Here is a 16,827-nt window from a genome sequence, read left to right as displayed (position 1 = left end):
TACGATCGAGCCTCCGCCTCAAACAGTCTACTCGACGCCACTGTTCGTCCCATAGCCACAAAGCGCGCAAACCAACAAGCAAATCGTCCGAATGGACCATCCGGCGCATAGGCCCGGGAGATCGCGGCGCGCCTGATAGCTCTACGCGGTATTCCTGACTGCGTCAGCTAGCATCGCGTAAAGCTGCCGCTTGCCGACATGCAAGAAATGCGGTTAAGACAACGCCGCAGGCAAATTGCCAGAATGATCGCATCGGCGCGCCCTGAGGCCCAGCGTGACGCAAGGCGCTTCCAAATGACAATTTGAATCTGGGGAGTTCTAGCTTGATGGTCGCGCGACCATTGGAGTTTTTATGCACGCGCCTGCTACTTTGGAGGCGTATGTTTCCCTTTCATGGTTGACAGTTTTCATTCGTCCGCCATAGAAAAAGGGTGGTCCCCCGGGGATGCGCGCAATACTCAACTGCTTCGGTCGCAAGAATCGGATTACCGTTCGCCTAGCATATTCGGTGACGCGGGGACTTCGGGAGGGCGGTGGCTTCAAAATCGTAGGCGAGACAGGTGAGATTAAATTGTATCGCTTCGAGCTGCGAAATCGACCTGAGGCCATCTGACGGAACTGATCGAAAATGAGCCACGCTTCGGAAGTATCAGTTGAGCGGATCACGATTCCAATCCTGCAGCGATGGAAGCAGGAGCGGCGGCGTGTCGCCATGACCACCGCCTACGATGCGGTTACGGCAGGCATCGCTGACCCCATCGTCGACATCATTCTTGTCGGCGACAGTGTTGGCAATGTCTGCCTCGGATTCGACAGCACGTTGCCTGTCAGCGTGGCGATGATGAATCATCATCTCGAGGCCGTTGCGCGCACAAGGCCCCGTGCCCTGCTCGTGGCCGATATGCCGTTTCTTAGCTTTCACCTCTCTCGGGAGGAGACGATACGCAACGCCGGAGGATTCCTGCAGCGAGGTGCAGATGCAGTGAAACTCGAGGGCGGGGCCAAGCGCTTGGCAATGGTGCGCGCCCTGGTCGATTGCGAAATTCCCGTCATGGGCCATCTCGGCCTCACCCCGCAGAGCGTCAATATCATGGGCGGATTCAAGGTGCAGGGCCGGAAAGCCGATGACGCTTTGCGGCTGCTTGATGACGCTCACCGTCTGCAGGAGGCCGGATGCTTCGCGTTGGTGCTTGAAGGCATTCCGGCCGAGCTAGCCCAGCGAGCGACCGAATCGCTGTCGATACCAACTATTGGAATCGGCGCGGGTCCCGGGTGCTCGGGCCAAGTGCTCGTATTCCATGACGTGCTGGGGCTGACCGAAGGTCATCGGGCCAAATTCGTTCGCGCCTATGCAGATGGTTTTCAGCTGTTGCAGGAGGCGCTGTCGCGCTGGGCTACCGATGTCCGCAGTGGAGCGTTCCCGGCGCCGCAAGAGTCCTATCGGCTTCCTGAAAGCCTGGGTGACATCATCGCAAACTGGGCTCCTCCTAAGACAACCTGATGTAAGGTGCTACGATGCAGACGATTACGACGGTCGCTGAGCTTCGTCGTGAACTCGCGAAGGCGTGCAGCGCGGGCAAACGCGTCGGGCTCGTGCCGACAATGGGCTATTTGCACGATGGCCACCTGGCCCTGATCAAGGCGAGCCGAGCACAATGCGACGTCACCGTCGTTAGCATCTTCGTCAATCCGACTCAGTTCGGACCAAACGAGGATCTCAGCAGCTATCCTCGCGATTTCCTGCGCGATGAAAAACTGTGCCGCGATGCCGGTGTTGCGATTGTCTTTGCGCCCGGTGCACGGGAAGTCTATCCGGCTCAATTCGAGACCTTCGTCGAACCGGGCGAATTGGCGAAGCCACTATGCGGGGCTTTTAGGCGTGGGCATTTTCGCGGCGTCGCAACCGTGGTATGCAAGCTGTTCAACATGGTGCATCCGGACGTCGTGTTTTTCGGGCAAAAGGATTTTCAGCAATGCGCGGTCGTGCGTCGCATGGCAACTGATCTAAATCTTCCGATCGAGATCGTCACCGTGCCAACCGTTCGGGAACCGGACGGGCTCGCGATGAGCAGTCGCAATCGGAATCTGAGCGAGGAAGAACGTCGGCGAGCCGTTGCCATCAGTCGTGGGCTGTTCGCCGCGGCGGATGAGTTCCGCTCAGGAGTGCGCGAGGTGGACAAGCTGATTGCGATCGCGGAGCGGCATCTTGAGACCGTTGATCGGCTGCAATACCTTGAACTTGTCGATGGTGATACGCTCAAGCGCGCCACGAGTCCGTTGCGGCTTCCGGCGGCGCTCTGTGCCGCAGCCTACGTCGGTTCGACTCGGCTGATCGACAACGTACTGCTCGCGTTGCCAACTCTGTAGCGCAATTCAGAACCAAATCGACAAACTGTGTTCTTCTTATCCGTTTCGACGGTCTCGCCGGTGTAACCCTGGAAGTTCCGACGCGGCCGCCCCTCGCGCTTCGCCGCGGCAAGATTTCTAGCCGGGTAGATCGAAGTGGTCGGAAACTAATGCGCACGTAGCCCGCGTCGACCGGGGGCTTCCGCAATCAATTCCGACTGAAGATGACGCGCGACTGTCTGGGGCAGCGCGTATTCGCCGATCTTGCACTGATCCTCTTGAAGGAGAGAATATGCGCGTAACGGAACACCGACACGCGATCCGGACGGAGTTCGATGCATTTGGCACCGGATCTAGGTGTTTCGTCCCAAGCTTTGATGGTGCATTCTTATCGCATGATTCGAAGGATGCGCTATGGGTCAAGTTTTACACGGCTGCGCCACCACGACGGAGGCAGTCCGTCGTGCAATACAAAATAGTCAAGAGAGCTTGAGAGCGCTCGCCAAGCGCTACGGTATCAACCAGAAGACTGTCGCGAAGTGGAAGCAGCGCGAGACCGTCGCCGATCGCTCGACAGCCCCAAAGAAGCCAAGTCGACTGTCCTTTCCATCAAAGAGGAGGCGATCATCGTCGCCTTCCGGCGGCATACGCTGCTGCCACTGGACGATTGCCTCTATGCGCTGCAGCCAACCATCCCGCATCTGACGAGGTCATCTCTGCATCGCTGCCTCCAGCGTCATGGGATCAGCCGATTGCCGGAGGTCGAAGGCAGCAAGCCTTCGAAGAAACCGTTCAAGGCTTATCCGATCGGCTATTTCCACATCGACATTGCTGAGCTCCAGACCGCTGAAGGCAAGCTCTACCTCTACGTCGCCATCGATCGCACCAGTAAGTTCGCCTTCGTGCAACTGGTCAGAAGGACCTCCGCCTCGGCCTTCCTCGGAGCTCTGATCGCGGCGGTCCCCTACAAGATCCACACGATTCTCACCGACAATGGGATCCAGTTCACCTTCCCGCCGCGCTACGCGGACGGCCCGACGGCAAGATACGCGATCCATATGTTCGATATGCGCTGCAGGGAAAATGGCATCGAACATCGGCTGACCAAGATCAAGCATCCTTGGACCAATGGCCAAGTCGAGCGCATGAACCGAACGATCAAGGAAGCGACTGTCCAACGCTATCATTACGACCGACACGATCAGCTCGAGGCACACCTTGCCGACTTCATCACCGCCTACAACTACGCTCGGCGGCTGAAAACCCTGAAGGGCCTCACGCCTTACGAATACATCTGCAAATGCTGGACCTCCCAGCCACAACGATTCAATCTCAATCCGCTCCAGCAAATGCCGGGACTAAACACCTAGCACTACAGTTGCAGTTTTCGGGTGGTTCTGAATCTATGGCCACCATCATTCGGGATTTGATGATTGGTGGAGCGTCGGTCGAAGATGCGCAACGCTGTAGGCTTCTTTGTTGCGGCAGGCCAAGCAACGGATTCGTCCGCTGTTTACGCAGGAGCGGGTCGCAATCTCGGGCGGGGCAGCTTTCTGGATGGACTGTTGGGCAACGAGCGCATCCCTCCGCACATGGACAAGAATCAATGCCGGTCCATGTGCACAGCCAATTGGATGAAGAAGTCGTCAATGGCGAGCCGTGAGGGGGGCGTTGACCAAGACCGTGAGTCTAGCAGGCACATAAGCCTCTGCGTGTCTTCCATGATCAAAGTGTTTATGTCGGCGTCTACACTGCGATGTCGGTTGCCACAAACTATGGCAGACTACGCAAGCCCAGAGTAACAGGGTTGTAAACCCATCGCCTCGCATTGAGACCGATTGCGATCGGCCGATGGAGTTTCATCTCGTTGTCAGCTTTGCGACTGAGCCATGTTGACTTGTCGCGGATATGACTACGGAAGGCGAGGCCGCGTTGGCGCGCGCTGAAGGGCGTCACCGAATCGTAATACGCGGTCTCGAGGCGCACTCGGGTGCTTCGTGCTCCTTCCGTGCGCGACCGCGCTCACCAATCAGCAAGTAACAAGCTTGTTGAGAGCCCCCGACGCTCCATGCCTAGCCGGCACAGTTGTCCGATCGTATCGAGGTCGGATCGAGGCGTCACGTGCGTTTTCGCGGTGGCATCGTATTTGCAATCAAAGATGTCGTCGCGGATCGAACTAGAGTGACGATCGACGCGATCCGATATCACGCGCTGAACCGTCCGGCATGGCGGATTGCGCCAACAAACGATGTCCTCTCGACCGCCGAACCTGCGCACTCTCTGTCGCTCGGGAGCCCGTCGCTGGTACAGCGCCCGCGGGTCGTCTATCAATAAGGTCCCTGTCATGGCGTCTGCTGGTCAACCATCCTCTCGGTTAGCAACGCGTCTTGCATTCTTCGTTCCCGGGTTTGGCTTCGGCGCCTGGGCCCCGCTCGTACCATTTACGAAAGACCGGCTGGCGGCCGATGACGGCGTACTTGGCCTACTACTGCTCTGCCTGGGTGCTGGATCCATCATCGCGATGCTTCTGACCAGTGTTTTGAGTGTCCGCTACGGCGTCAGGCTGATCATTCTTGTGGGTGGGCTTAGTCTCGCGATCGTCCTGCCGTGCCTCACGACAGCTAGCAAGTTGGCGCTCGGCGTCGCGCTATTCGCCTTAGGCGCCTCGATAGGTTCGATTAGCGTGGCCGCGAACATTCATGCGATGGAGGTGGAGCGCACGGCGGAGTGCCCGCTGATGTCCAGCTTCCACGCTCAATTCAGCATCGGGGGACTTGTGGGGTCTGCAGCCATGACCGCTTTTCTCTCGCTGCAGATTGACGCATTTGTTTCGACTGTGGTCTGCTCGGGATTGATAGTGATCGCGATCATGCTGGCGTGGCCGCGATTGGTATCAACGGCGCAGGCGGACCAGGGACCGTCGTTCGTTCTGCCGCGTTCCATAGTGCTCCTTCTAGCCGCGATTGCGGCGATCGCCTTCCTTATCGAAGGCGCGATGCTCGATTGGGCTGCCTTGTTGGTCGTCGGCGCTGGTGTTGCTCCAAAGACGCAGGGCGGCTTAGCGTATGTACTGTTCTCCATAGCCATGACGGTGGGACGCCTTGCTGGCGACGCCGTCGTCGAACGCGCGGGGGACCGCGCGACACTTATGTTCGGAAGTCTACTGGCCTTGGCAGGTTTCGGAGCTCTGCTGGCGGCACCGGTGGCCGTCATCGCCATGATGGGCTTGCTGCTCATTGGTCTTGGCCTATCGAATGTCGCCCCGATTCTGTTCCGGCGCGCCGGCACGCAGGAGGCGATGCCCGTTGGTCCGGCGATTGCCGCGATCATGACGGTGGGTTATGCCGGAATTCTCATTGGACCAGCTGGTATCGGCTTACTGGCCAAGTACGTGGGACTGCCGGCCGCATTTGGGGTCCTAGCCGGGCTCATGTGCCTCGTCGTGCTCTTGGCGCCGATCGTGACGACGAACACAAGGTGAATGCGCTTGAAACGTGACATAGTGGCACCTCGCGGGCAAGAGAAGCTTCGATTGTGGCTTGTCTCTGATCGAGCAGACGGCAATGAGTTGCCTAACTGATATCTGCCTGTGGCGCCGATGATCGGCTCCTTTTTGCTGGTCCCGAAGCGGTGCGCTTCTCCGGAAGTGCTTCAGGCCCGGCGATTGGTGGTCGGCGCTCTTACAGAGATCTGCCTTCATGCCTACGATAGGTCGCTTGATGCGCTTGCTGATCGCCCAATCCCTTCCCTAGGCTTCTATGCCTATGTGAGTCCGCGCTTTCGGCTGTTCGCAAGCTCGAGCGTTCAACCCGATTGACCAAAGCGGACGTTCGCCGAGCAGGCGTTGATACCTAACGGACTTGGAAATACAGGTATCTGGTATCTCGCAGCCCCTGGACAGGTTTGTGCGGTGGCCTTAATCAATCTAATTCTGCAAACCCGGTCGATTTGATCATTCTTTCTCGGGACTATCCCGATGTTCGAAGCCTAGGCAACGTCGCGGGTGCGGGCGGTGCTCGATAGGGCCTACGAGAGTGAGAAGGACCACGAGATCGGCCTTCGTACGGATCTCGCATGGAAGAGTCTCGAAGTCGGCACCAGGAGAGAAAGCTCGATTGACGCGTACACGACGTGGAGATGTTGCAATTTTTGGTCGGCACGCTTTCTCATGGGAATGGCCCTTAGGATGGTGCCGCGCTTATCGCAAACCCTGCAGATGAACCGCTCCTTACAAGGCGAACGTGTGTCTGGCCATTAGTCGAGCCTAGACCGTGACGAGGTACTGCCGGACATTGGCGTCGACGATTGTCGTGTTTGAGATCAATTTCGACCGCCGACGCTCCCCGCATTTATCACGAAGCGCCTGCACCCGTTGGTTTTCAGAGTTGGTACGCGGTTTGGTCCGTTCGGGGCAACATTATGGCCCGACAATCACGATGAGAGCGCGTATTGCCTTATGAAGGGGGTGTTCCCGAAGACGATGCCTCATCTATTTTGCCCCCGAGAAGACGGGCGCACCGTACGGGGAGGCCGATCGTGGAGCTGGCCGAGGTTTGCGCAACGACAGGCTTCCCTGTACCGGAAGCGGGCGCTGTCACGGCGCAACCGGTGCGGAGTCGAGCCGCTCCGCAAGATCTGCCGATCCAATCAGTAGCGCGCCTGCCTGCTCGCTGCGTCACGATTGATGCGGCGCTGCGGCTTTCGCAGCAGCTTATTCGGCCAAAGTGACGATCTTTTACCTTGGCATGTGCCATACGCTTGAACACGCCTATGTCTTCCTGATCACGTCAGAGACGATCCATCGCCTCAATCGGCACCACTTGAAACCGCCCGCGCAAGGCATCGGTAATAAGCGCGCTGGCTGCCGAGGCTCTCGAACAGGGCAGGGATGAACCCAATGATGAGACTCTGGCATGTTCGAGACCCCTGCCTCAACGGCTCGTGCGCGCCGCGAGCGCAGTCGCTGACGAGATCGCGCGGCGCGGGCGATGAAAGGTCCACCGGTGAGTTGAAGAGGGGCGTGTTCAACATTGATAGCCACCCAACCCAAGCATGTAGGCGCAGCGTCTAGATGTGCTCACCTGTAGCCAGTTTCGCCCACCGACACAGACGATGATCCTCCTCCAGTTGGTCGTGCGAGTCCAGAATCGCTATCACATCAAATCGCACTCCCGCCGCGACCGCGAGAGGCCGGTGGACGCCCAATGGTCGAGAGGCGTGGTGCGAAGCGTAGTCGAGGGCGGAGCAAGGCCGCTGCAGCCTACCGGTTCAATATACGAGGCCCAAAATGGTCGCCACGTGCGCCCGTCCCCGCTGTTGGTCTGAGGGGCCGGTGGCGGGCGCAGCGGCTTGGCCGCCCTTCATTTCGTTTCGGCCTAAGGTGCGCCGGCCCCCTGAATTCTCCGGCTTCCGAACCCGTGACGGCCGCGGCGGGCTCTCAACCGAGGTTCAGAAAATGAGCAGGAAGAAAGAACGACGCCGTACTGACGTTGATGCGCGGATCGCAACAGCAGCGGCAGCGCAGGAAACTCTATTCCTTCCATTCGCCCGAGGTCGAGTACATCCGCAAAGGCAAGGCGGCAGCGCCTTGGAGTTCGGCGTCAAGGCCTCGATCGTCACCACCAACGGCCGCGCGCCGGGCGGCCAGTTCCGTGCTGCACGCTCGCGCACCGTCTGGCAATCACTATGACGGACACTCGCGCGGCACCATCATCGACGCGACGGAAACGCTAACCGGCTGCGCGATCGAGCGCGCCTATGTCGACCAGGGCTATCGCGGCCATAACACCGATAGGACCGCGCCGCGTCTTCATCTCCGGGCACGGGGCGTCTTCTGTCTTCTGCGTCATCGAGCGCGAGCTCCGGGCCGTTCAGCCAACGACCCATCATTGGCCACATGAAGAGCGACGGCCACCTCAGCCGCTGCCATCCCAAGGGCGTGAGGGCGACGCCAGCAACGTCATTCTCACCGCCGTCGGCGACAACCTCCGCCGCGTGCCCGCCTGGTCGAGGGATTTGCTGACATCAATCCTGATCGTCCTCTGGCAAGCAGGTGTCCGGTCGCAGGCGCTCAAACCGCCTTCTTAGCGGCGACGATTCCACGATGCTTGGCGGCAGCGAGTCAGTCCGAACCTGATGACGTTGGCCGTCGATCAAGCTCGCTTGGCTCCGAAGCCGCCGCACACAAGCTTGTCGAGATCGCGTCTGGTATTAAGCCGGTTCAGGACGGGCCACATCGCGCCGTCAACACGTCCGTCCTTAAGGTCGGCGGCAGCGGCGCAGAGCTTAGCGCCAGGATCAGAGCGCATGGATTTCTGTGGCTCAATTCGTTCGACATCTCTCCTGATTCGGTGTCTTCGACCGAAATGGCCGAGACACCTTATCTCCCTCAGATAGGCCCATCAAACGGCGAAACCACCTCGCACCGGCCTGATGGTGCCGTTGTACAAAGCACCTCGCCGATCCAGTCGAATTGTCGATTTCGCTGGGCTAAGGCTTGATCTCTGCCGCAGCTGTCCGTTTGCCTGCTCTCCTTGCTCCACCGCCTGCCAAACATGAATGCCTGCGGATATCGCATTACATAAAGTCACCATCCTCTTCGGAATCTGCTGCAAGCTCAGTATCACTATCGACCTTGGAGAGATAAAGCTGAGATTTAGTTGCACGCTGCCATTCACCAAGGCTGTTTTTTGTCCACTGGGCGGACTGAGTGGGGTCAAGTACCATGTCGTCCTCATCCACTTCGACGAAGCCCATTGTCTCTGCGCGGGCCTTCGCCTCTGCATTAGCAGGACGCCAGTTCACCAATGGTCGTTCGCCGTCTTGCCGAAGTTGATGTTCGAGCAGAATATCGCCGGCGTTGGCGACAAGCGGATGAGCAACCTGAAAATCCACAATTGAGGTGACTTCACTTCGTCCAGGGAACTGTTCTCGCCACTTATCGCTTTCGAACTCACTCATGTTGAATCCGGCCTCCGTTCTTTGGAGGCCGACGCTCACATTTCCTAATTGGTAGCTGTAATATCGGGCGTCTTCTGAATCTCTTCTGATACCGTATTCCCTCGCGACCTCTGCTGTGCGCTTAGCTCTTGCGGATACAAATTCCGAGTACTCGTGTGGATTGTTGGCGATGCGGTTGATTGCGTCGCTATGAAAGGTCCTCACTTCTGTCCTGAAGGTAGCTCTGTCGATCTCGACCACAGGAGGTTTTCGAACGAGGGAATAACTCGGTTGCGAAGGTGAGCTCTCAGCAGACTCCTGCAATCGCGTTCTAGCGAACGCATCGGCGAAGCCCTGGCTTTCGGCACCCGCTTCCTCAGCGTTGGCTGCCCGATGATATCTTTCCTCGGCCGGAATATCGGGCCAATTGTTAACGCGACCGTACATGACGACTGCACCCGGATCATACATCTTGCATTGTTTCAGGTCGTTAGACCTTACCCGCTTGATAAACAGCCTAGCTGTCCGTAAGCTGACGCCAGCGCATAAAGGAAAATCCGACCACGCCTTTGGGCAGCTCGACCGCGTATCGTGGATGCGTTGCGCGATGCAGGCTTCCACGTTATCCACCCCAAAACAAGGCGAAGAGGTGCTGGACTGGTGCAAGCGGCGCGTGGCAAGGGGAACACGATGCGGCGCACCCGGACCTGCCGAGGCGTCGAGCTCGTCGCGGTGCGCCGTGCTCGAACTCATGGAAGCTCCGCCTTCCAAAGCCGAGTCGGGAAGACAGGCAGCCGGAGCTGAGCCATCGACTACCATGCCCGAGGCTCGTCTTCCGATCTCGAGCCAGCTCTGCTGGGATCATTGGCGGACGACGGTCTGGCCGCCGGCTAAGTGGTAGATTGCCTGAGCGCAAACGCAGCCCTTGTGTCGCCGAAGCGCTCTCGCAGAAGCCGCGCATGCTCGTGGTGATCGCCTTCGCGACCAAGATGGCTCGGGCGATTTGGACCATGGCCACCCGGAAGGTGGATTGCGGAACCCAGCGCAGGCAGTGACGGCATCATGACGAATGCAGCAGAAATAGCCTGACGTTGGTGAAGGGTGTGAGAAGGCTACGACCCAAATGGGCGGAACGATCGAAGAGATCTGGATCAGGAAAACCAGTTAGAGCCGAGGTGCTCGGAGATGAGATTTGGACTTGATCCGCGGATCACCAGACCGGCCACGCGGCTTTTGAGGACGCCGTAAAGGAAGTCCTGACAGAAAACCGCATCGTCCACACGCCGAACGTCAGAAACTTCTTGCATCACGGGCGGCAACGACAGAGGGCTCTACACGAAGTACCGTTAGCCCGCCAGTGGCCGCCGCCAAGTCGTCGTTTGGTCCGTCAATCGCGTATAGGAAAGGACAGATCGCGGAGCCGCGATCCTACGTGCGCCACCGCGAGCGTCTGATTGAGTACGCGGCCTCTCACATCAAGCATATGCAGGGCTTGACGGAGATAAATCTTCAACTCCACCAGGTCCCGCCGACATCAGCGGCGCCACCGGCCGCGCCTCATCCTCGTGATCCTTGCCGGCGAGCGCGATCCTGAGGCGCTGGCGTGCTTGCGCCAATGCAGTTGCCACGCTAGTGCGGAGACGATCGTGAGGGCGCTCACCGGAAGCTATCCCACCGAGCGTCTGGTTGCGCTCCAGCAGGCACTTGCGCTTTAGACGCCTACCACGAGAAAGCATCTGTCTGCGACGCCCCGGATCGAAGCCGTATTGAAGGCGCGTCGGAATCGAACCGATCAGGCGAACGCTCTAGCTTACGAACGTCAGCGTGGCTCTGTTCGGTTGGTCGGAAAGGACATCCACCACGCTCGACGGCCTCGGTCCTTGCCTCTTGCTGAAGATGATCGCTGAAGGGGGCGACGACCTCTCCTCGTGGCGAAGTGCAAAGCATTTTACCTCCTGGCTGGGACTGGCGCCGAACAACAAGGTCTCCGGCGGAAGAATGCTCTCATCCCGAACGCGCCGAGCGGGCGGCAGAACTTCTGCGCATTGCTGCCGTGACCGCGGGTCGTACAGACACCGCGCTCGGCGCCTTTTACAGGCGACTTTCATCGCGCATCGGCAAGGCCAAGGCGGTAACCGCCGCGGCCGCAAGATCGCAGTTCTGTTCTACAACGCTTTGCGATGCGGACGGACTATGTCACCAAGGGCCTCGTCCTACGAGACGCGTCACCCAACGCGAGTGGTCAACAATTCGCATGGGCGTGCCAAGGCATTGCGCTTTGCTCTCGAACCCTTCGAGCAGCAAGTCGGTGCTGCCGTTTCTTAGGAATCATTCTCCAGCGTCAATTCCCCGCTCTTTGCACTAGTGACTTCACATCGACCGCGGGCGCAACCGTCGCGGAGCCCCTCGCGCCGAACACGTCAGAAGCCCGGCCATCAAGCTGAGCTTTCCAGGCCGTCACCGGATGGGGTGGACGTCGAAGTGCTCGGCCCATTCGGCTATCGTCCGGTCGCCCTTGACGGTGGCAAGCGCCCCCTTCGCCTGAAAAGCCGGCGGGCTGTGGCTCCTGCGCGGTCATCTGTTCAATCTCAGCTGCTCGCGGCGATGATCGCCGCTTTCAGACAGAAACTCCAATTGCGACCTGTTCAAATTTGCGGAGCCGGCTTCTCAGAAGATTGGCGCCAGTTGCTTGGGGTGCGCCTCGCGTGCAGCGCGCGTTCTTCCGCCGCCGCTTGCCGAGCGGCGGCTTCGCCCTGATGACGTGGCACATACCGAGTTTCTCGACGCCGTACAGTCGAGCGGCGCAGAAGTTGCAAGGGTCCGTCCCTGCATACGAATCCGCACCTTACCCGCAACTCGCCTTTCAGGCCACCGTCTGAGACAACGGCGGCGTAGCGACCTGACTCGGAACGCCTGCGGCCTGCATGGGCTCGGTAAGGCGTGCCTTCAGGTCGTCCAAATGGTCCTCGGCATAGGACTGCACTTTCGAGATCGCCGTATCGAGGCCGAATTGCACGCTCTGTTCGAGCATCTCCTTTGCGAGGCCCTCGCGCAGCGCGAATTTGACCTCGGGCCCAGCTACAAAGCTAATGGCCTGCCCCGCAAGATTAAGGCCAACCTCTTCCAGCGCCTGTTTCATATTACCCCCGCTAATGCCCGTATGCAGAAGGCTCAATGCTTGCGACTCGAGCTCGAGCACCATCGATATGCCATCGGCCAACTCGCCCAGTCCCGGAATGACGCCGAGCAGGCCTACTGCCGTCGCCTCCCAGTCGAGCACCTTCGAACCCACCTTGGCTACGTCATCGACCGCATGCATGAGCACCCCACCATTCTTCTTCGGAGACGCGACATCGGGTTGGTCGGATACCCCCATCACCATGTCTGTGACTGCATTTTGTTCAGCGGCGGTCTTGGGGACATGGGTCTTGATCTGCTGAACGGTATGGTTCGCAGGTGACATGTTGCTATAGAAGTGCCTAAAGTCGTTGTTGCTGATATTACCGGAGTCGACCGTATGCCCGCCGCCTAAGTCGAAGAACTCCTGATGGGTCTTGTAGCCCGTAATCGAATTGTTTAGCAAACGGAACAAGAGCGGGTCCGAGAGCAGTTGCGATGCCGCTTCTCGTATCTTCGGGTCGAGAGTCTTGTCCTCGACCATACTCGCCAACTTGTGTCGTGTCAGGTCACCGTCCCCGAAGAAGGCGTTCTGATTCTTGTTGATCGTGTCGAGCGTGTTCAGCTCGCTTTGCGTGGAATTCATCGACGACGAGGCGACTTGCAAGAAGTCTTCCTTGTGGATTTTATCAGTCGCACCACCGCACAACTGCTTCCAGGCTTCCGGGTGCTCGAGGAAGTGTTGAGCCGCCGCGATCAGCTGAGGCGGACACTTACCGACGTCGGCTTTGCCGTCGACGATCCGCTTGAAATCGTCCAGGCTCAAATTCTTGGGCAGGTAGTCAGAATACTTGTAAAGCTCGCGCGATGCATCATTCAAGGTCATGACCGATGCTTGTCCATTCGAGGTGCCGTCGGATGGAATATAGTTCTGCGCGTAGCTTTGCGCTTGCTGCTCCTGGAATGTAGCAACCTGCGAATGGCTGGCGGAAAACTCTGACAGATCCTTGGCCTTGATCTTGCCGCCGCAGCGGCCGTCCCCTTGGGAGCCAATCGCATAGAAGAGCTCTGGATCGCGTCGCAATCCTTCGATCGCCTCCTTCAGGTCCGGGGGCGTCGACGGATCGCTGGCCTTGGCTGCCAGCGAGTCCCAGCTGAGTGGGCATTGGTCCTTGTGCCGGTTCAGCACTGCCACGATCTGCAACTCGGCATTGGTGAGCGTGCCGCCGTTCCAAGTGATCCTAGAGCTTGGCACCGGAGTGCTCGGTACGTCAGGCGATGGAGCAGCCGTCGACGATGCGTCTGCACCAGGGGTGTCGACGGAAGAGGAATCGACCGAGGAGGAATCGACCGAGGAAGAAAAAACCGGATCCTTCATCAGCGCCTCGATCGCCGCCTTCCCGTGCGCTGACAACTGGTCCAGCGAATCCTGCGGGATCTGTCGCTCTGATTGCAGCAGATCCGGTGGCGTGGAGGGAACGTCGGATTTCTCTTCCCGCGAGCAGATGGACACCATCGCCTCGAACATCGAAGGTTCGCCTTCCCGAATCTGGCCGGGGGTCTGCGCGGATGATCCCAAGGCCGACAAAGCCCCCGGAACAAGCCCGAACCGAGCTGGATCTGCACTGGCGGGCAGCGAAACGCTGTTGAGCTGCATTTGGTTCATTTCCATTCCATTGCGGTAAATACTTGGCATCGGCGTCGTAAGATCGAGGCCTTCTGTTAAGGGGGCGAGCTTTCGAGAAGCTGACGACTTTAGACGGAGCAGGACGAGCCAATGTCGGTCGTCTTAACATCCCGAAGAGGCGTCATCGTGCTCATGAAACTCATCTCCGGCTCAGTGCATGCGCAGGCACGACGTTGCTCTGACGCTTTCGCAAAGCAGGCGCCTGCGGTCGTCAGTCCCGAGTGACGATCGCTGTGGAGCCGCGAAACAACATCACCACCGATTCCCACGGTGGCATTTCGAATTGCGCGCCGTTTTGCCGCTGACTTGCCATCACACCATTGAGCGCCTGATCGAGGAATGTGATGAGGTGCGTTGGGCCTGCGCCGCGATCTGGCGCTCGTCGGTATAATGTAGAGATTGAAAGTGGGGCCGAGAATTCGCGCGGTGGCAGTCGCGGCATGTACCTGCGAATCCGCGCTCTCAGCTGGGGTTGACGCTGACGATATTGAGCTTGTTCTCCTTCTCGTCAGCTTCTCGACAGCTAATCCCAGTAGCCTGAGCAAACTGAATCGCTCGGTGGTGATACCACCGTTTTGGCGGAACTGAAGTGAGGGGCACCAGATGGCCGGGGCAATCGAAGGCGTGATCCATACCAATTCCGACAGTGACAGCTCGCAGTCGGTAGCTGATCGTCAGAAGTTCGAGTCGGCTTTCGGTTCGGTTCTTGCCAACTTCGCGATGCAGGCGATGGAGCGAAACATGGCAAATCTTCACGAAGCTGTAGCTGAAACAGAAGAGGATACCTGACGCCGGTTCTTCGACGTCAGTGGAGTGCCGCCATCGATGGCGGCAAATAAACAGAAGGTGAAGCGATATGACGAAAGCAAGTTCTACTAGCTCTTCTACTGGTAGTACCCACGACGCCAATGATAGCAAGGCTGATAATAAGTCCACGGGTTCCAGCGGGTCCACGGCGTCTACCGCCGCATCAGGCGCGGGAACTGCACTTGAGAAGGTTGGTGGGGCGGCTACGTTCGAGACGCTAATCGCGGAGTTGAAGGCCGTTAGCCTGCAAGCCATGGTGCAGGACATCCGGTTGCGTTCACTGTCGACTGAGCTATCGAGTGAGAGGAAGGTGGCCAGCGAGCGCGTCAACGGATAACCGTGAAAGGCGGGGCGAATCCTCGCCCCGCCTTTCCCCTCATCGGGATGACGTGAGTGGTGCGGCCTAGGAATGAGTCGTGCGGACCAATCGCCCTGCTGTGCTCCTCATAGTTCGGAGAATTGTCCGTGAATGAGGCTGCCTCCTTACATTTCGAGGTGCTGTCGGGACCTTATGCCGGGCTAAGCGGGAAGGCGGCTGTCGGAACGAGCCTTATCGGTAGCGGCCTCGACGCGGATATGGTTTTCGTCGAACAAGGGCTTGAGCCGCATCACCTACGTATCACCCTCGTTGGCAATTCAATTGAGCTTGAGGCTCTTGCGACCGTAAGCACCCCAGAGGGCGAGGGGGATATTGCCGCAGGTGAGCGTGTTGTTCTTTTTCTTCCCGCCGTCATTCGTGCGGGCGCCGTGTCTATTCGCTGGTCGATGCAGAATGCAGTTGAGGCTCGGTCGATTAGCCTCTCGCGCGTTTGGATCTCAGCTCTCGCCCTCGTGCTCCTCAGCTGTCTTGGTGTAGGCTGTCTCTCGGCCGTTTTCTTCAAAGCCAGCGGAGGTGCACCGACCGGCATTGCGCCGCCTGCCGCAGAGCTGGTACCCAAGCTGGGTATGAACCGGCCTGACGATCGGCGAGCTCAGGCTGCAGCCGAAGTCCTGAAACAGGAAATTGATAAGGCGGGCCTGCTCGATATCAGGGTTGGTTCGGGGCCGGGTTTTGTTAGCGCTGAGGGAAAAGTCACGCCTGCAACCGCTGCGAAATGGCAGGAGCTCCAGCAATGGTTCGATGGTCGTACATACGGCGCGGTGACACTTGTGAACGGAGTGATAGTCAAGGAGGAAAAGCAGCCATCCTCAATCGCGATCGAAGCTGTTTCGCGCGGACCCCAGCCCTATCTGCTTGTCGGTGGGCAGAAGTATTTCGTCGGCGCTCTCTTGACCGACGGATGGGCGGTCACTCGAATCGAGGATGGGCGTGTGTTGCTAAGCCGCAATGGCCGCGTTGTTGCCGTTCCGTATTAGGCTTTCCGGGCCCGAAGGAAGGATAAGGAGATCGTCATGTCAAAGGTGTCCCGCTACGATGTCGGGCCTGGCGCTGCTTTGCAGAGACTCAGCGAGCACCATCATCAACCAGCGATAGGGCCGACCATCCAACCCAATAAAGGTGAGGCGGACGGTGCTCGTGCAAACGGCGAGAAGGAGCTGGCGTCGATCTGGGGCGAGCTGAACACGCGTTATATGCCGCTGGATGTAGCGATCGAAGCCGCATCGGGGGCCAAAGATATTGATGCAGTCGGGCGTGTCAGTCTCAACGAGATGCGCACTCGCATTTATGAGCTCGAGCAACGCGCTGGGGTGGCATCGCTCTACGGGCGCGATATCGCGCACGATCTACTCTCCTTCGTCATGCCAAGCCTTCGTCATCCAGACATGCTGCGGGCAGAGCGGTATAGCATTGTTCTGGAAGGTCTCGTCCATAAGCTGGCGGCCGCGCCTGCCGATCCAATAGCTGGAGACGGTATCGTGGTCCTACGGCAGGGACTGCACTGGCTAGCGCTGCTCCGCCAGAATCGGAATAGCTTGATCGAAGCCTAACA

At 58.8% G+C, this 16,827-nt stretch carries 9 protein-coding genes and 2 pseudogenes; 9 read left to right on the top strand and 2 right to left on the bottom strand.

Annotated features, from left to right (window positions below):
• Positions 1 to 628 precede the first annotated feature (628 nt).
• The 5 genes and pseudogenes from panB to IVB36_RS08050 form a co-directional block, all read left to right on the top strand.
• Positions 629 to 1,501, top strand: a complete 873-nt coding sequence (panB, locus tag IVB36_RS08070) for a 3-methyl-2-oxobutanoate hydroxymethyltransferase (RefSeq protein ID WP_247391138.1) — start codon at positions 629 to 631, stop codon at positions 1,499 to 1,501.
• A gap of 14 nt (positions 1,502 to 1,515) precedes the next feature.
• On the top strand, positions 1,516 to 2,367 hold the full coding sequence (panC, locus tag IVB36_RS08065) for a pantoate--beta-alanine ligase (protein ID WP_247391136.1): 852 nt from the start codon (positions 1,516 to 1,518) through the stop codon (positions 2,365 to 2,367).
• A 393-nt stretch (positions 2,368 to 2,760) separates the two neighbouring features.
• Positions 2,761 to 3,716: pseudogene (locus IVB36_RS08060) on the top strand (IS481 family transposase).
• A 974-nt stretch (positions 3,717 to 4,690) separates the two neighbouring features.
• The gene (locus IVB36_RS08055; protein WP_247391134.1) at positions 4,691 to 5,827 is read left to right on the top strand and encodes an MFS transporter; all 1,137 of its coding nucleotides are present in this window, start codon (positions 4,691 to 4,693) and stop codon (positions 5,825 to 5,827) included.
• 2,017 nt (positions 5,828 to 7,844) lie between these two features.
• A pseudogene (locus IVB36_RS08050) lies at positions 7,845 to 8,433 on the top strand (IS5/IS1182 family transposase); the annotation flags it as partial.
• A gap of 489 nt (positions 8,434 to 8,922) precedes the next feature.
• On the opposite strand, the gene IVB36_RS40275 reads toward IVB36_RS08050, so the two are convergent.
• A complete protein-coding gene (locus IVB36_RS40275; RefSeq protein WP_276576954.1) occupies positions 8,923 to 10,104 on the bottom strand; it encodes a hypothetical protein in 1,182 nt (393 codons plus the stop codon).
• A 1,077-nt stretch (positions 10,105 to 11,181) separates the two neighbouring features.
• Between IVB36_RS40275 and IVB36_RS08040 the strand changes: the two genes are divergently transcribed.
• A complete protein-coding gene (locus IVB36_RS08040) occupies positions 11,182 to 11,610 on the top strand; it encodes an IS110 family transposase (RefSeq protein WP_247391155.1) in 429 nt (142 codons plus the stop codon).
• A gap of 538 nt (positions 11,611 to 12,148) precedes the next feature.
• On the opposite strand, the gene IVB36_RS08035 is transcribed toward IVB36_RS08040, so the two are convergent.
• A complete protein-coding gene (locus IVB36_RS08035) occupies positions 12,149 to 14,059 on the bottom strand; it encodes an HrpF/NolX family T3SS translocon protein (protein WP_276576953.1) in 1,911 nt (636 codons plus the stop codon).
• Between the two features lie 633 nt (positions 14,060 to 14,692).
• Between IVB36_RS08035 and IVB36_RS08030 the strand changes: the two genes are divergently transcribed.
• The 3 genes from IVB36_RS08030 (at position 14,693) to IVB36_RS08020 (ending at position 16,825) form a co-directional block, all read left to right on the top strand.
• Positions 14,693 to 14,878: a hypothetical protein gene (locus IVB36_RS08030; RefSeq protein WP_247391132.1), complete on the top strand. Its 186-nt coding sequence runs from the start codon at positions 14,693 to 14,695 to the stop codon at positions 14,876 to 14,878.
• A gap of 483 nt (positions 14,879 to 15,361) precedes the next feature.
• Positions 15,362 to 16,252, top strand: a complete 891-nt coding sequence (locus IVB36_RS08025) for an FHA domain-containing protein (RefSeq protein ID WP_247391130.1) — start codon at positions 15,362 to 15,364, stop codon at positions 16,250 to 16,252.
• A 36-nt stretch (positions 16,253 to 16,288) separates the two neighbouring features.
• Complete coding sequence (locus tag IVB36_RS08020; RefSeq protein WP_247391128.1) at positions 16,289 to 16,825, top strand: hypothetical protein; 537 nt, start codon at positions 16,289 to 16,291, stop codon at positions 16,823 to 16,825.
• Positions 16,826 to 16,827: the final 2 nt, after the last annotated feature.

Origin of the sequence: Bradyrhizobium sp. 35 (assembly GCF_023073215.1) — a bacterium.
GTDB classification, from domain to species: Bacteria; Pseudomonadota; Alphaproteobacteria; order Rhizobiales; family Xanthobacteraceae; genus Bradyrhizobium; species Bradyrhizobium canariense_D.
The sequence above is the reverse complement of the archived record's forward strand: the minus strand, read 5'-3'. Positions and strand labels throughout refer to the sequence as shown.